The organism is Grimontia sp. SpTr1 (assembly GCF_947387585.1).
In the GTDB taxonomy this organism is placed as follows: Bacteria; Pseudomonadota; Gammaproteobacteria; order Enterobacterales; family Vibrionaceae; genus Enterovibrio; species Enterovibrio indicus.
In genome coordinates this window covers 417,425-432,882 of the sequence record NZ_CANDOD010000002.1, presented here as the reverse complement: position 1 = coordinate 432,882, position 15,458 = coordinate 417,425, and the positions used below count along the sequence as shown (strand labels likewise).

Sequence of the window (15,458 nt, the reverse complement as noted above, 5' to 3'; positions counted from 1 at the left end):
GGGTTAAATAGGCATAAAAAGATATGAAGAACACTCAAGAACCCCTGCAAGCCTCTGTTTTAATGAGGTTTAAATGTGAGCGCAATTAAACCGGGTCTTGCTGGATTCTATAGGTAATCGAAAGGGTTTTTCCTTGGATAACAAAGTGCAAAATGTATTGATTCGGGCAAATGGTCATTTCTTTTTGCTAGTGAAAGCTAAGTTCCAGCAGCTCAAAGGATAGACAGTGGCTGTATATACCCAAACGACCTGAATCCTGCATCTTCAGGTTGTTTGGGTATACATGTTGAACGGAAAGATTTTTCCCTTTTTTTATTAAAGTATTACGTCGCAATACCGATACATAGGGGGTAAGAAGTCAAAGTCAGGTTCACATGCAAATTCACGCGCTCGACAAAGCCCAACTCATTTCAGATATACAGCTCGGGGGAAACCTCAACCATGCTGTGTGTCAGGGCCGTCGTTCGGATTTCGCATTGATGTTGGCGTTGCTTTCTGGAGACGCTACTGAAACCACGCCACTCAATCCCCCTTATCCAGAAAAGGTAACAGAAGCGCAGCTTCGAAAAGCGTTTGATCTTCCCGAACCGACCCGTCTGGTTGCTGAAGAAAGAGACTATGAACTCTGTGGCTCTCAGGCTGACGCCTTTCACAAAGCGGGGTTAGTCAGCGCTAAGCTGAATGACTGTGTGAGTCCTTCTGCATTACATTTTCCTGCTATTGGAACACACAATTTAGGGGAAGATGTTTATCATAATTTGTCAGGACATCAACGAAGACAATTAGATAGCGAAAATGGCAAGACTGCCGCACTGGATCCGGTAAATTTATATAATCAATTGGTGACCGCAAAGCGCTTCAATGAAATGCACATTCAAGCGTAATCTATTGATTTTATTAACACTAGAACGCTCCAATACCATACTCATCACACCAATTCAACTTCTTCCATTCAAAAAAATCAAACTGTGATCACTTACTAAAAAAATCATTTTGCACACAGTTTGCACAACCTTTTTTGAACAAATTCACACCACTTTCGTCGATCATGGTCCAAGATTGTTATCCGCCTCTTAAAAAGCTGGGTATAAGTTGTTAGTCATCGTCGTATAACAATGAAGTGTGTCGGAAACATAATAGAAAGGTAAGACAATGGATATCGCTAAATCCGTCATTGTGATTACAGCTGCTGGGACTCCAACAGGTCGCGCTATGGCTGAACATTTTTGCAGGCTAAACGCCCGCGTTGCTCTCGTGGATACTGATGCAAGCCAACTTCAGGCTACTTACAATTCTTGTGTGAATGTAGGTGGTGTGTGTTTCTCATTCTTCCTTGCTAATCGCAGTGTGGAAAACATTTCCTACCTGTTTGAAGAGGTCAATCGTGAGATGGGAGCTGTGGATGTACTTATCAACTACTGGCAAGGCGGATCTCTGCCAAATTTGCTCGCCAGTCAGGAAGCTGCTAATGATGTCGTGAAAGACACTCTCGCTGATGTAGCTTCGAATCTGTACCTGTTTGGACGCGGCGCTGCTTTTAATATGCTTAACAAAGGCCGCAAGGGCGTGATAGTGAATATCCCCGGCGTCCTTTCTTCCGGCAACAGTGCCCCAACGTTTGACAGCTCTAACGCTGTGATTAAAGGCTTGACCCGAAGCTGGGCACAAGAACTGGAACACGCGAACATTCGAGTAGGCGGCGTATTGCCAAGGCTACGCCAAAGTGATGAAGGTAACGTTCACTACCACCCTGCAGTGAACTACGACATGATTGATGGTGCCGCTTACATCGTCGAAAACGACAGTTTCACCGGCCGTATCTTAGAAGCAGCGAGTTAAACGGCTGGTGAAGTTTGCCGTAGCCGCTTCTATGCCCTGTTAATTTGAATTGACTGCATACATGGCGATTGGATAGGTCCCATCGTCAGGGAGTTGTCACCTCAAAAGGGTATTGCCACTGCCAATAAAAAAGCCCGCTTACGCGGGCTTTCTCTTTATTTCTGATTCAGAAATTATGCTTTAGCAGCTTCTTTCTTTGCTTTCGCAGCTGGTTTAGCCGCTGCAGCGTTACGGTCTTCGCTCTTCTTGATAACCGTAGTGCCTTCGAAAGTCTCACCTTCTACGAATGCTTTACCGTAGTAAGATGCCAGCAGAACTTCTTTCAGCTCAGTGATCAGAGGGTAGCGTGGGTTCGCACCAGTACATTGGTCATCGAACGCTTCCACTGCCAGCTCGTCAATCTTCGCCAGGAAGTCAGCTTCCTTCACACCCGCTTCCTGAATAGACATTGGGATATCCAGGTTGCCTTTCAGCTCGTCCAACCATGCCAGAAGACGTTGGATCTTCTGAGCAGTGCGGTCGCCCGCTTGAGTCAGACCCAGGTGGTCAGCCACTTCTGCGTAACGACGACGTGCTTGTGGACGGTCGTACTGAGAGAACGCAGTTTGTTTAGTTGGGTTGTCGTTTGCGTTGTAACGAACAACGTTAGAAATCAGCAGTGCGTTCGCCAGGCCGTGTGGCAGGTGGAACTCAGCACCGATTTTGTGCGCCATTGAGTGACATACACCCAGGAAGGCGTTCGCAAACGCGATACCAGCGATAGTTGCTGCGTTGTGCACTTTCTCACGAGCGATTGGGTCGTTTGCACCATTCGCGTAGCTAGAAGGCAGGTATTCTTTCAGCATCTTAAGCGCTTGCAGAGCTTGACCGTCAGAGTACTCGTTCGCCAGAACAGATACGTATGCTTCCAGTGCGTGAGTCACTGCGTCGTAACCACCGAATGCAGTCAGCGACTTAGGCATGTTCATCACCAGGTTCGCATCTACGATAGCCATTTGAGGCGTCAACTCGTAATCAGCCAGTGGGTATTTCGCACCAGTCTTGTCGTCAGTTACAACCGCGAATGGCGTGACTTCTGAACCTGTACCTGAAGTGGTAGTGATACATACCAGTTCCGCTTTCTTACCCATTTTAGGGAACTTGTAGATACGCTTACGGATGTCCATAAAGCGCATTGCCAGTTCTTCGAAATGCGTTTCTGGGTGCTCGTACATTACCCACATGATTTTCGCAGCATCCATTGGTGAACCACCGCCCAGTGCGATAATCACGTCTGGCTGGAAGCTTTGCATTGCTGCAGCACCTTTTTCTACTACAGTCAGCGTTGGGTCTGCTTCTACTTCGAAGAAGGTCTGAACTTCCATGCCTTGTGCTTTCAGCAGGGCAACAACTTCGTCTGAGTAACCGTTGTTGAACAGGAAGCGGTCTGTTACAACCATTGCGCGTTTCTTACCTTCCAGATCACCCAGTGCAATTGGCAGGCTGCCACGACGGAAGTAGATAGATTTCGGTAGTTTGTGCCACAGCATGTTTTCAGCTCGCTTCGCTACAGTTTTCTTGTTGATAAGGTGCTTAGGACCAACGTTCTCAGAGATTGAGTTACCGCCCCAAGAACCACAACCCAGAGTCAGTGATGGTGCAACGTTGAAGTTGTACAGGTCACCAATACCACCGTGAGTGGTTGGGATGTTCACAAGAATACGTGCGGTTTTCAGCTTGTCGCCGAAGTATTTGATGCGCTCTTGGTTGACGTCTTGGTTGGTGTACAGGCCAGAGGTGTGACCGATACCGCCGATTTCAACCATGGTGACTGCTTGCGCTACTGCGTCTTCAAAATCCGTTGCACGGAACAGACCCAGTGTTGGAGACAGTTTCTCGTGAGCAAAAGCGTCATCAACAGACACTTTGTCCAGACCTTCACCTACCAGTACTTTAGTATCAGCTGGAACGGTTACGCCTGCCATTTCAGCAATCGCTGCAGCTGGCTGACCAACGATGTTTGCGTTCAAAGCGCCATCAATCAACAGTACTTTACGTACTTTGTCTGCTTCATCTTTGCTCAGTACATAACCTTTGTGAGAAGCAAAACGCTCTTTCACTTCGTCGTATACAGCGTCAACAACAATCGCAGCCTGCTCAGAAGCACACACTACACCGTTATCGAAAGTCTTAGACATCAGGATAGAAGCAACTGCACGCTTGATATCAGCTGTTTCGTCGATAACAACAGGAACGTTACCTGCACCTACGCCGATAGCTGGTTTACCAGAAGAGTAAGCCGCTTTAACCATGCCTGGGCCACCAGTTGCCAGGATCAGGTTGATGTCGTCGTGCTTCATCAGCGCGTTAGACAGTTCTACTGAAGGCTGGTCAATCCAACCGATGATGTCTTTTGGTGCGCCCGCTGCGACTGCTGCGTCCAGAACCAATTTAGCTGCATCATTAGTAGAGTTTTTCGCACGTGGGTGTGGCGAGAAGATAATACCGTTACGGGTCTTCAGAGAAATCAGAGATTTGAAGATCGCGGTAGAAGTCGGGTTGGTCGTTGGAACGATACCACAGATGATACCTACTGGCTCAGCGATAGTGAAAGTACCGAACTCGTCGTTCTCTTCCAAGATGCCGCAGGTTTTTTCATCTTTGTATTTGTTGTAGATGAATTCAGATGCGAAGTGGTTTTTGATGACTTTGTCTTCGACAATACCCATGCCAGATTCCGCAACAGCTTGTTGAGCCAGAGGAATACGGGCGTTGTTAGCAGCCAAAGACGCAGCACGGAAGATTTTGTCTACTTGCTCTTGAGAGTAAGTTGCAAACTCTTTCTGCGCTTTCTTTACACGCTCAACCATTGCGTTGAGTTCGGCTACGTTAGTTACAGGCATAGTTGTCTCCTACATACCTAAAGTTTGAAAATTATTTAGTAACTACATGCTCGTTTGTTTAGAGGCCTAAGCGTCACACTTCCTCAGTGAGCCTTGGCAAGCATTTAGTAAATAACTTTCAAAACTGATTATAGATTTTCATAAAAGCAGAAAATTGATCGGGATCATGTGTAGTAAACTTTCACAAAGATTTTCATCAACCGGTCAATAATCAATCAAATCACGCTATAATCGACGTTTTGAAAGCCTAAAACCACAAAAAAACTACGCGAATGTAACACATGCGTTTTGTGTCTCATACACCTGTATAACTTCTTTTTCGTATGTTGTCCCAGTTAGATTTACAGATGTGATCGCTATCACATGCATAGGTTGACAACCTACCGTACAGAGAAGTTTCCAGCACTTACATACCAGTTATATTTAGTACACTTATTGCTCAGAGAGCCCGAAATACCTGACCTTTTAACCTGGGAAAAATATTTCTCGTTGACGCCGCCACTGTGGATTGGCATTTCATCTTTCGACGTTATACTAGCGCCCAAGATTGGCACTTTTGCGATCCACATCTAATCCTTCCGTTTCTCAGATTCGAGTGTTTGGGAATGAATAGCATCGAACTTGTAATATTTTTTCAGTTTTTCATTGGTTTGTTTGCAGCCGTGAACCCGTTGGGCATCATGCCTATCTTTGTTTCTTTAACTGCCCATCAGGATCCAGTTGAACGGAACAAGACTGCATATACGGCAAGTCTAGCCGTGGCTGCCATTCTGGTTGTCTCATTATTGGCGGGTCAGTTACTGCTGGATTTCTTCAGCATCTCATTGGACTCTTTCCGTGTTGCGGGTGGCCTGCTGCTGGTTAGCATCGCTTTCACCATGATGAGCGGTAAGCTGGGTGAAGATAAACAGAATAAACAGGAACAATCAGAGTCTGTTAGCCGCGAACAGATTGGTGTTGTGCCACTGGCGATGCCACTTCTGGCCGGCCCCGGTGCTATCAGTTCTACCATCGTTTATGCCAGCCGTTATCCTGGCTCCGTCGATACTTTTGGTCTTATCACCAGTATTTGTATTTTTGCAGCCGGCATCTGGGGCTTACTCCGGCTGGCACCAACCATCGTGAAGTTTCTGGGTCAAACTGGCATCAACGTGATCACCCGTATTATGGGTTTGATTCTGGCAGCTCTTGGTATTGAATTTATTGCCAATGGTCTTCGTGCCTTGTTCCCTGGCCTAAGCTAAACATTCCTTGTTTTATAGCCCGCTCATCTCCTGAGCGGGTTTCTCCTGCTAAACTTTTCATATCTAAATACTTTCCAGAGTACTTGGCATGAGCAGGAATGCTGTTCAGGAGACCCTTTACACCACCATTTTCGGCACTGAAACACGTGCTGGGAAAACCTTTGACATCATACTGATCATTATCATCCTCGCGTCTATTGCGGTATTGATGCTCGAGTCTGTCGGGGACATGCAAGCCAAGTATGGGGATTGGTTCTTCACTATCGAATGGGGATTCACACTCTTCTTTACTGTGGAGTATGCACTGCGTCTATACTGCTCCCCTGCTCCCAAGGCCTATGCAAAAAGCTTTTACGGCATCGTCGATTTACTTGCCATTCTACCCACCTATATCGCCATGCTTTTCCCGGGCACCAATTATCTGATGGCGGTGCGCCTTCTCAGGGTGTTACGTATCTTCCGCGTCCTTAAACTCATGCGGTACCTTGAGGAATCAAACGTCCTGTTGGAATCACTTAAATCCTCGGGCAGGAAAATCTTTATCTTCTTTTATGCTGTGATGGTGTTGGTGACCATCTTTGGATCATTGATGTTTGTTATTGAGGGTCCTGAGCACGGTTTTACCAGCATTCCTTACAGCATTTACTGGGCCATCGTGACCATGACGACGGTCGGATACGGCGATTTGGTGCCGCAAACGGACATTGGCAAAGCATTGGCCTCGATAACCATGCTGATGGGTTACTCCATCATTGCGGTTCCCACAGGTATTATCACCGCTCAAATGGGGCAACATATGACGACACAAAGACAAACGACGCTTTGCCCCAATTGTTCTAAACCAGGGCACGAAAATGATGCTGATTTTTGTAAGTTTTGTGGTAGTGACCTAGCACAAAAAGAGAAAGAAACGTAAACCAAACCTTCATACCCTAACAGCCTGAATCTTCAGGTTGTATGGGTATATTCAACTCGGGTTAAGGTAGAAAGGATATTATCGTTACTAAGCCATCCAGAATGTGGTATCTCAACGCAATGAGCCATTTTTTGGTCGTACCAAAAGCTTGCATGATTTCCATTTTGTCCTTTAAGGAAATCATTCGCTTATCTCCCCTCTTGAGCTTCAAGCTTCCGGGCAGGCTTAATAACCAAAAAAGCGGAGCCATTAGGCTCCGCTTTTTAGTTTCATTCACCCATTAGAACGTATATCGGACACCGGCTTGCAGCTGGTCATCATTTTGCTTGCCATCCAAGCGGTTAAATTCATAACCCGCATAGCCGACAAAATTGTCAGTGACGTTGTAAACACCTTCAATTGCGTTGTAGTCGACATCATGAGAAGCATTATCTGAATCGCGATAGTTGAAGACATACCGGAAGACATAGTCATTGATGTTATACGCCAGAGCAATCTCGTAACCGTCTATATCAACGTTATCAACTTCACCAGCGACATAGAGAGCGCCAATGTAGAAATCGTTGAAAGTATAAGATAGAGCTACGTCATATTGGTCGACCTCGACACTGGCTAAACCAGTCCCAGTTCTCTGATCGCCTGAAACATAACCAGCACCGATATCTAATCCAATGGGGCTCTCGTAATAGATAGAGCCACCTGCAGAATCATTGTCCTTTTCGTCAGCAGCCACATAATTCAATGTCACTGTTACACCCACTGGCGTTTCTACCATGTAAACAAAGTTGTTTTCTAACTTGTCTTGGTTACCAACAACGATATCTGCCGCACTACCACCAAAGGTCTCCATGATATCGGTGACATTGGTCAGAATGACCTGAGAAGAGTCCTGCTTACCGTATGAGAAGGCGCCAAAGTTGGTGTCAAAGCCAGCGAACATGTATCGGTTGTCGATGTCGGAATCTTCCGTTGTCATTTCCGCTTCATAGAAGCCAAAAACACTAACACTGTCATTGACGCTGGTTTCTCCAGCAAAATGTAGCCTTGCACGACTCATGTCTTTGAATGAGCTGTTGCCATTCGCAGTGCCATTTGCGTTAACTTCATTTGCATCGGAAACATTGAATCGAGGCTCGATACGACCGCCAATATCAAGTGCTGACTCATCACTGGAATAAACCGTGTATGCGTATGCATTAAAGCCCACTGCCGCGCCGATTATCGACGCTGTTATCATCGTTTTTTTCATTTCAATCATCCCTGCGGCTTTACAGCCGCTTGAGTTCCATCAAAACAACTGCACGTAATCGCGCCTACAACGATTAAAAAATAATTACGACAAGCGCCTGAACATCACAGCAAGAATCGCTCAAAGCCAGTAAAAATGGGCTCCCACAAATGAGATTATGAAAATAAACTCAATGAATGAGAGCTCTTATGGAAGCGCCGATGATGAACAGGAGAATTTAGGTGTCTTCATGCAAACAATTTGGCGAATATTTTTTAATATACCTAAACAACCTGAAGATGCCGGATTCAGCGAGTTTGACTGGCGTTGTGATCGCGGCGTCTCTTTGTAGGTCACCTCCATCAAAAAGGGACAACAACGAGCACGACGTCAGTCAACTCGCCCGAAGGGAGGCCCTCAATGCGCCCACTTCTTCGTTAAATTCCACGGAAATAGAACCACTATTCCTCGCGAAATTTGCCTTGAATTGAACGCATTGATGACCTTTGAATGCGAGCATCTTCAGGTCGTTTGGGTATAGAGACAGTGCTCAAGGGAAAGGAAAGAAATAAAAAACGGAGCACTAAGCTCCGTTTAATTAGGTATGGGAATTTGGCTTATTTACGACGCCAAGTGGTGCCTGCTGCGCCGTCTTCCAGAACAATGCCCATTTCGATCAAAGCATCACGTGCCGCATCCGCTGCCGACCAGTCTTTGCTTGCGCGTGCATCGTTACGCGCTTTGATCAGCGCTTCAATTTCCGCCACTTCATCATCGCCACCCGCGTTGCCTTGCAGGAAGGCTTCTGGGTCTTGCTCTAGCAGGCCAAGCACTTCAGCCAGTTCACGCATACGAGCAGCCAGTTTAGATGCACCTTCTACGTCTTCGGCTTTCAGGCGGTTGATTTCACGCGCCATGTCGAACAGCACTGAATACGCTTCTGGCGTGTTGAAATCGTCGTCCATTGCTGCTTTGAAACGCTCAGTGAACTCTTCACCACCTTCCGCAGTGACTGAAAGATCAAGGCCACGCAGTGACGTATACAGACGTTCCATCGACGCACGCGCTTGTTTCAGGTTCTCTTCGCTGTAGTTCAACTGGCTGCGGTAGTGACCAGACATCAGGAAGTAGCGAACAGTTTCCGCATCGTAGTGAGCGAGCACGTCACGGATAGTAAAGAAGTTACCCAGTGACTTGGACATCTTCTCGCGGTCAACCATCACCATACCGCTGTGCATCCAGGTATTCACATACTGGGTGTCATGTGCACAGCAAGATTGCGCGATTTCATTTTCGTGGTGCGGGAAGGTCAGATCTGAACCGCCGCCGTGGATATCAAAATGATTACCCAGAATCGCAGAGTTCATTGCAGAACATTCGATATGCCAGCCCGGACGACCTGGACCCCAAGGAGATTCCCATGTTGGTTCACCCGGCTTGGACATTTTCCACAGTACAAAATCCAGTGGGCTTTTCTTCGCTTCTTCCACGTCAACACGCGCACCCGCCTGAAGCTGGTCCAGATCCTGACGTGATAGCTTGCCGTATTCGTCAAACTTCGCCACTTCGAACAGCACATCGCCGTTAGAAGCAACATAAGCGAAGCCACGCTCAATCAAACGCTCCACCAGCGCAATGATTTCATCGATGTACTGAGTGGCGCGCGGTTCAATATCTGGGCGCTTCATGTTCAACGCGTCAAAGTCAGCATACATTTCACCGATCAGACGCTCGGTCAATGAATCACAGCTTTCACCGTTTTCAGCTGCTCGCTTGATGATCTTGTCATCGATGTCTGTGATGTTACGAACGAACTTCAGGTCATAACCCAGAAAGCGCAGGTAACGTGATACCACGTCGAATGAAACGAAGGTGCGACCATGGCCGATGTGACACAAATCGTAAATGGTAACCCCACACACATACATGCCAACCTTGCCAGGATGGATAGGTTTGAATTCTTCTTTTTTCTTAGTGAGGGAGTTGTAAATCTTCAACATGGTAGTCGGGTTACCCATTACAAATATTAAATGATAAGAGGAATGGCATATTACACCTTTTCCGCCGAGTTTAGGCAAGGGTGAACAGAGGCGCGCATACAATTAAAGCATGCAGGCGCTATGCTGAGTCATAAGGCTGATTTTTCTGGTGTGATCAGTTGAATGTCACGACCACTAGGATAGAATCAAACGTTCAAAGCTAAACGCGAATTTATAGGAACAAATCATGGTTACGCTTCATACCAACTTTGGTGACATCAAAATCCAACTGAACAGCGAAAAAGCGCCAGTGACTGCAGAAAACTTCCTGCAATACTGCCGTGACGGTTTTTACAACGGCACTCTGTTCCACCGTGTCATCGACGGTTTCATGATTCAAGGCGGCGGCATGGCTTCTGGCATGCAAGAAAAAGAAACCAACGCACCGATTAAAAACGAAGCTAACAACGGCCTGAGCAACAAAGTAGGTACCATTGCAATGGCACGTACTATGGAACCACATTCAGCGAGCTCTCAGTTCTTCATCAACGTTAACAACAACACCTTCCTGGATTTCAAATCTGAAACGCCAGACGGTTGGGGTTACTGTGTATTCGGTGAAGTAGTTGAAGGTATGGACGTGGTTAACAAGATCAAAGACGTTGCTACCGGTAACTGGGGTTACGTTCACCAGGACGTGCCTGTAGAAGAAGTGCTGATCGAAAGCGTGACTATCGAAGAATAAGGCACTGAGGGGCAGCAATGACTTGCTGCCCTTATATTATCTATGACCGTATTATTTATTTCTGATCTCCATCTCAGCCCTACCCATCCTGAAATTACCCAGTGCTTTTTGCGTTTCCTGAAAGAGGACGCACCAAAGGCAAGTGCACTTTATGTGTTGGGCGACCTGTTTGAGTCCTGGATTGGTGACGACGACGGAACCCCGCTTCAAATTGAAGTGGCAGATGCATTTAAAGCACTCAGCGATCTGGGTATCCCCATCTATTTCATTCATGGAAACCGCGATTTCTTGGTCGGCAAACGGTTTGCAAAAGCATCGGGCATGACTCTGCTGCCTGAACTCCATGTGATCGATTTATTCGGTAAGCCCACGCTCATCATGCATGGCGACACATTGTGTATTCAGGATGAAGGGTATCAGCGCTACCGTAAAAAAGTGCACAACCCGCTAATCCAGTGGCTGTTCTTTAGATTGCCGCTTTCCGTCAGGCGCCGTATCGGCGAAAAGATCCGGGCTGGTAGCACCAAAAGCAACATGGAAAAATCGGAAGACATCATGGATGTCGACCAATCTGAGGTGTTGCGTGTAATGAAAGACAGTGGCGTGACGCAACTCATTCATGGTCACACTCACAGACCGGATATTCATGACATTCGCATTGGAAATGATCCGGCTCAACGAATCGTACTCGGTGATTGGTACACTCAAGGCTCTGTTTTGGTCTGTACCGAAGAAGGCTGCACGCTGCAAACCCGCGCGTTTTAAATGCTCAATGCAAATCACGACGAGCTGACCGAACGGTCAAGATGAGAAAAGCATGAGTTTTCTCATTAATTTTCTTCGCGAAATATCAGCCATTATTAGCACTCTCAAATATGAGACTTTTTATACAATTGATTTCGTAATCCTCTTTAAGGAAACGTTGGCATTCTATGCGTTCAAACATTGCACGGCAGGCGATCTATAACTCAGAGCAAAAAGTCATTGCTTATGAGTTGTTGTTTCGCGAAGGCTACTGTGATTCTTTTCCTTGTATCGAATCTGACATCGCCACTGACAGTGTGCTGAATGATTTATTCTGCGAGACAACCGGCGGCGTCAGGCGTGTTTCTGATGGCCTCCCCTGCTTCGTTAACTTCTGTTACGACAGCCTTATTCAAGGCAAAGCACTTAACTATCCAGCTCAAGAATTGGTTATTGAGGTGCTTGAAGATTGTGTGGCGGACGCTGAGCTTTACAAAGCACTGGAAGACCTGAAGTCCCACGGCTATCAAATCGCGTTTGACGATTTTATTCCGTCGTCTGACTGGCTCCCTTTCCTTCGATTAGCGGATTACGTGAAAATCGATTTCCGGGCACAGACCCTGACTCAGATTTCCCAGTTTGTCAGCAAGTATCGAAAGCGTTTTGACTTTAAACTACTGGCTGAAAAGATTGAGACTGACGAGGAATATCACGCAGCGCTTGAAATGGGCTTCGACCTGTTTCAGGGCTATCAACTGAGTAAACCTGAGCGCATTTTCTTTTCAAACGTCGCTTAACGTTCAATAAGTACTCCACATGAAAAAAGGAACCGTTCGGTTCCTTTTTTCTTTCAGGCAAATTGCCATTATTTCATTGTTGGCATAATAAAATCGGCGTTCACCCTGAGCCCGGTTGGCCATCGCGCGGTGATCGCCTTGCGTCTAGTGTAGAAGCGCACACCATCAGGACCGTGCACATGAAGCGAACCAAACAGTGAACGCTTCCAGCCGCCAAAACTGTGGAATGCCATTGGTACAGGGATGGGCACATTCACGCCAACCATACCTACCTGAATTTCATGACAGAACTGACGCGCTGCATCGCCATTTTGGGTAAAGATGGCCGTACCGTTGCCAAATTCATGATCATTAATCAGTTTCACCGCCGTCGCATAATCCGGCACGCGAACCACAGACAGAACCGGACCAAAAATTTCGTCGCGATAGATAGTCATTTCTGGTGTGACATTATCGAACAAGCAACCACCCAGGAAGTAGCCATCTCCACCTTCAGCCTGAACACCACGGCCATCAACAAGCAAGTCAGCGCCTTCTTCAACACCTTTCGCCACATAGCCTTCCACTTTGCTCAGGTGTTCTTTCGTTACCAAAGGCCCCATTTCCATGCCTTCAATCACGCCATTACCAACACGAAGTTCTTTCACTTTTGGCGTCAACTTTTCAATCAGGGCATCTGCCACGTTGCCTACCGCAACTGCCACAGAAATTGCCATACAGCGCTCACCGGCAGAGCCGTAAGCCGCGCCCATCAAGGCCGCAACCGCCTGATCCAGATCCGCATCCGGCATCACCACCATGTGGTTTTTTGCGCCGCCCAATGCCTGAACACGCTTACCGTGCGCTGATGCCGTGCTGTAGATGTATTCAGCAATCGGAGTTGAACCCACAAAGCTGACCGCTTGCACATCTGGGTGAGTCAGCAATACATCTACTGCTTCTTTATCCCCATTGACCACATTGAAAACGCCATCCGGCAAACCCGCTTCAGTGAGTAACTCTGCGATACGCAGCGTTGAGCTTGGGTCTTTTTCCGAAGGCTTCATCACGAAGGTGTTACCACAGGCAATGGCAATCGGGAACATCCACATTGGCACCATCACCGGGAAGTTAAACGGCGAAATACCTGCCACCACACCCAAAGGCTGGTTGAGTGACCAGGCATCAATGCCCGAGCCAATTTGCTCTGTCATCTCGCCTTTCAATAAATGAGGAATACCGCAGGCAAACTCGACGACTTCCAGACCACGGGTTAACTCTCCTTTGGCATCATCCAGCACCTTTCCGTGCTCTTTGGTAATGAGCGCCGCGAGCTCGTCGATGTTTTCTTCCACCAACGCCTTGAACTTAAACATCACACGGGCACGGCGAAGTGGCGACATTTCGGACCATGCAGGAAAAGCGGCTTTGGCAGAAGCAATTGCAGCTTCGGTTTCGGCAACTGATGCCAAAGAGACTTCGCCACTTTGCTCGCCGGTCGCAGGGTTAAACAGCGCTTGCTTGCGCTCGCTTTCGGCTGTGTATTTGCCATCAATGTAGTGCGTTACAGACATATCCTTATATCCCCTTAAAGTTAAATCGCTTGCTTGATGGCGCGTTCCAGCGTGCTGACCATCTGATCGATGTGTTTCGATTCCATAATAAGTGGCGGCGACATGGCGATGATGTCGCCCGAAGCGCGCACTAACACACCGTCGTAGAAACAGCGTGTAAAGATGTCATAACCGCGTTTACCGACACCCTCACTGCTCGGCGAAAACTGAATGCCGGCAATCAAGCCTGTGTTTCGAACATCAATCACATTCGGCAAATTATCGAGCGAATGCAGTGCCTCTTCCCATTCAGTTTCCAGTTGCCTTGCGCGCTCGAACAGATTCTCGTCACGGTAAATATCGAGCGTTGCCAGCGCTGCTGCCGCCGCAACCGGGTGACCGGAATAGGTATAACCGTGGAAAAGCTCGATCGTGTCCTCCGGCGCTGCATTCATGCAGGCATCGTAAATACGATCACTCACCATTACTGCACCCATTGGGATCGCGCCATTGGTCAAGGCTTTCGCGGTAGTAATAATGTCTGGCGTAACATCCCAGCGCTGCGATGCAAAGGCATCACCCACACGGCCGAAGCCCGTAATCACTTCATCGAAGATCAACAGAATGTCGTGTTTGGCCGTGATTTCACGAAGACGTTTTAGATAACCTTTTGGCGGAAGAATAACCCCACCCGATCCTGACATTGGCTCAACCATCACCGCTGCGATATTTTCAGCGCCGTGCAGGGCAATCAGCTGTTCCAGCACCTCAGCACGTTCGATACCGTGCTCTGGCATACCTTTCGAGAAGGCATTGCGTTCTATGTCCAAAGTATGTGGAAGATGAGCAACACTTGGCAGCAACTGACTGTTAAACGCTTTGCGGTTATTCACCATACCGCCCACAGAAATACCGCCAAAACCTGTGCCGTGATAGCCCTGCTCGCGACCAATAAACATGGTGCGATTGGCATGACCACGGGCCCGCTGATAGGCCAGTGCAATTTTCAACGCCGTATCGGCAGATTCAGAACCAGAGTTGGTGAAGAACACGCGGTTCAAATCGGCAGGAGCCAATTCTGCTAAACGCTCAGCGAGTTCAAATGGGAGAGGATGCCCCATCTGGAAAGTTGGCGCATAGTCGAGTTCTTTGATCTGTTTACTTACAGCGTCAGTGATTTGATCACGGCTATGACCCGCGTTGCAGCACCACAATCCGGCCGTCGAATCCAGCACTGAATTCCCCTCAACGTCGGTGTAATACATGCCTTCCGCTTTTGCGAGTAGTCTTGGCGTGGTTTTGTACTGACGGTTTGCGGTGAAAGGCATCCAGAAGTTATCCAGACGTGCTCCTTCACTCTGCGGTTTGTTCACTGCCATAGTCAGGGTTCCTTGCTTGCTTCCGTTGTTAACAAGATGTTGCCTAGCGGCCAATATTTGCAATACTATGTCAAATATAACGAACAGTAAACGGCCTATGTTCAATATCTAAAGAATAAATTGCACCAATTGTAAAATATTTTGAAATGGTGCACAGTGGCCATACTCATCGC

General features: G+C 47.4%; 12 protein-coding genes. 7 read left to right on the top strand and 5 right to left on the bottom strand.

Going from position 1 to position 15,458, the window contains the following annotated elements; translation table 11 throughout:
- The first annotated feature begins 374 nt into the window (after positions 1-374).
- Both QL223_RS06155 and QL223_RS06150 read left to right on the top strand, forming a co-directional pair.
- Entirely contained in the window at positions 375-884 is a 510-nt protein-coding gene (locus tag QL223_RS06155; RefSeq protein WP_002542670.1) for a VC2046/SO_2500 family protein, read from the top strand.
- A gap of 268 nt (positions 885-1,152) precedes the next feature.
- Entirely contained in the window at positions 1,153-1,839 is a 687-nt protein-coding gene (locus tag QL223_RS06150; RefSeq protein ID WP_281544204.1) for an SDR family NAD(P)-dependent oxidoreductase, read from the top strand.
- A gap of 173 nt (positions 1,840-2,012) precedes the next feature.
- On the opposite strand, the gene adhE is transcribed toward QL223_RS06150, so the two are convergent.
- On the bottom strand, positions 2,013-4,721 hold the full coding sequence (gene adhE / locus QL223_RS06145) for a bifunctional acetaldehyde-CoA/alcohol dehydrogenase (protein WP_002542672.1): 2,709 nt from the start codon (positions 4,719-4,721) through the stop codon (positions 2,013-2,015).
- 605 nt (positions 4,722-5,326) lie between these two features.
- Between adhE and QL223_RS06140 the strand changes: the two genes are divergently transcribed.
- Together QL223_RS06140 and QL223_RS06135 are read left to right on the top strand one after the other, a co-directional pair.
- The gene (locus tag QL223_RS06140) at positions 5,327-5,965 is read left to right on the top strand and encodes a YchE family NAAT transporter (RefSeq protein ID WP_062662546.1); all 639 of its coding nucleotides are present in this window, start codon (positions 5,327-5,329) and stop codon (positions 5,963-5,965) included.
- 88 nt (positions 5,966-6,053) lie between these two features.
- Entirely contained in the window at positions 6,054-6,881 is an 828-nt protein-coding gene (locus QL223_RS06135; protein ID WP_281544203.1) for an ion transporter, read from the top strand.
- Between the two features lie 280 nt (positions 6,882-7,161).
- On the opposite strand, the gene QL223_RS06130 is transcribed toward QL223_RS06135, so the two are convergent.
- Entirely contained in the window at positions 7,162-8,130 is a 969-nt protein-coding gene (locus tag QL223_RS06130) for a porin (RefSeq protein ID WP_281544202.1), read from the bottom strand.
- 596 nt (positions 8,131-8,726) lie between these two features.
- Positions 8,727-10,109: a cysteine--tRNA ligase gene (gene cysS, locus QL223_RS06125; protein ID WP_281544201.1), complete on the bottom strand. Its 1,383-nt coding sequence runs from the start codon at positions 10,107-10,109 to the stop codon at positions 8,727-8,729.
- Between the two features lie 226 nt (positions 10,110-10,335).
- Here cysS and QL223_RS06120 point away from each other — a divergent pair, with 226 nt between their 5' ends.
- The 3 genes from QL223_RS06120 (at position 10,336) to QL223_RS06110 (ending at position 12,374) form a co-directional block, all read left to right on the top strand.
- The gene (locus QL223_RS06120; protein WP_002542184.1) at positions 10,336-10,833 is read left to right on the top strand and encodes a peptidylprolyl isomerase; all 498 of its coding nucleotides are present in this window, start codon (positions 10,336-10,338) and stop codon (positions 10,831-10,833) included.
- Positions 10,834-10,875: 42 nt separating this feature from the next.
- Positions 10,876-11,598, top strand: a complete 723-nt coding sequence (gene lpxH / locus QL223_RS06115; protein ID WP_281544200.1) for a UDP-2,3-diacylglucosamine diphosphatase — start codon at positions 10,876-10,878, stop codon at positions 11,596-11,598.
- Positions 11,599-11,765: 167 nt separating this feature from the next.
- Complete coding sequence (locus QL223_RS06110; RefSeq protein WP_281544199.1) at positions 11,766-12,374, top strand: EAL domain-containing protein; 609 nt, start codon at positions 11,766-11,768, stop codon at positions 12,372-12,374.
- A 68-nt stretch (positions 12,375-12,442) separates the two neighbouring features.
- Here QL223_RS06110 and QL223_RS06105 read toward each other — a convergent pair whose 3' ends face one another.
- Complete coding sequence (locus QL223_RS06105; RefSeq protein WP_281544198.1) at positions 12,443-13,927, bottom strand: CoA-acylating methylmalonate-semialdehyde dehydrogenase; 1,485 nt, start codon at positions 13,925-13,927, stop codon at positions 12,443-12,445.
- Positions 13,928-13,947: 20 nt separating this feature from the next.
- Positions 13,948-15,285: an aspartate aminotransferase family protein gene (locus QL223_RS06100; RefSeq protein ID WP_281544197.1), complete on the bottom strand. Its 1,338-nt coding sequence runs from the start codon at positions 15,283-15,285 to the stop codon at positions 13,948-13,950.
- Positions 15,286-15,458 lie beyond the last annotated feature (173 nt).

What these genes read in the sequence shown, in the direction of transcription:
- QL223_RS06155 (WP_002542670.1), top strand. Translation starts at nt 375, where the DNA reads ATGCAAATTCACGCGCTCGACAAAGCCCAACTCATTTCAGATATACAG.
- QL223_RS06150 (WP_281544204.1), top strand. Translation starts at nt 1,153, where the DNA reads ATGGATATCGCTAAATCCGTCATTGTGATTACAGCTGCTGGGACTCCA.
- QL223_RS06110 (WP_281544199.1), top strand. Translation starts at nt 11,766, where the DNA reads ATGCGTTCAAACATTGCACGGCAGGCGATCTATAACTCAGAGCAAAAA.
- QL223_RS06120 (WP_002542184.1), top strand. Translation starts at nt 10,336, where the DNA reads ATGGTTACGCTTCATACCAACTTTGGTGACATCAAAATCCAACTGAAC.
- QL223_RS06135 (WP_281544203.1), top strand. Translation starts at nt 6,054, where the DNA reads ATGAGCAGGAATGCTGTTCAGGAGACCCTTTACACCACCATTTTCGGC.
- lpxH (WP_281544200.1), top strand. Translation starts at nt 10,876, where the DNA reads ATGACCGTATTATTTATTTCTGATCTCCATCTCAGCCCTACCCATCCT.
- QL223_RS06130 (WP_281544202.1), bottom strand. Translation starts at nt 8,130, where the DNA reads ATGAAAAAAACGATGATAACAGCGTCGATAATCGGCGCGGCAGTGGGC.
- QL223_RS06100 (WP_281544197.1), bottom strand. Translation starts at nt 15,285, where the DNA reads ATGGCAGTGAACAAACCGCAGAGTGAAGGAGCACGTCTGGATAACTTC.
- QL223_RS06140 (WP_062662546.1), top strand. Translation starts at nt 5,327, where the DNA reads ATGAATAGCATCGAACTTGTAATATTTTTTCAGTTTTTCATTGGTTTG.
- cysS (WP_281544201.1), bottom strand. Translation starts at nt 10,109, where the DNA reads ATGTTGAAGATTTACAACTCCCTCACTAAGAAAAAAGAAGAATTCAAA.
- adhE (WP_002542672.1), bottom strand. Translation starts at nt 4,721, where the DNA reads ATGCCTGTAACTAACGTAGCCGAACTCAACGCAATGGTTGAGCGTGTA.
- QL223_RS06105 (WP_281544198.1), bottom strand. Translation starts at nt 13,927, where the DNA reads ATGTCTGTAACGCACTACATTGATGGCAAATACACAGCCGAAAGCGAG.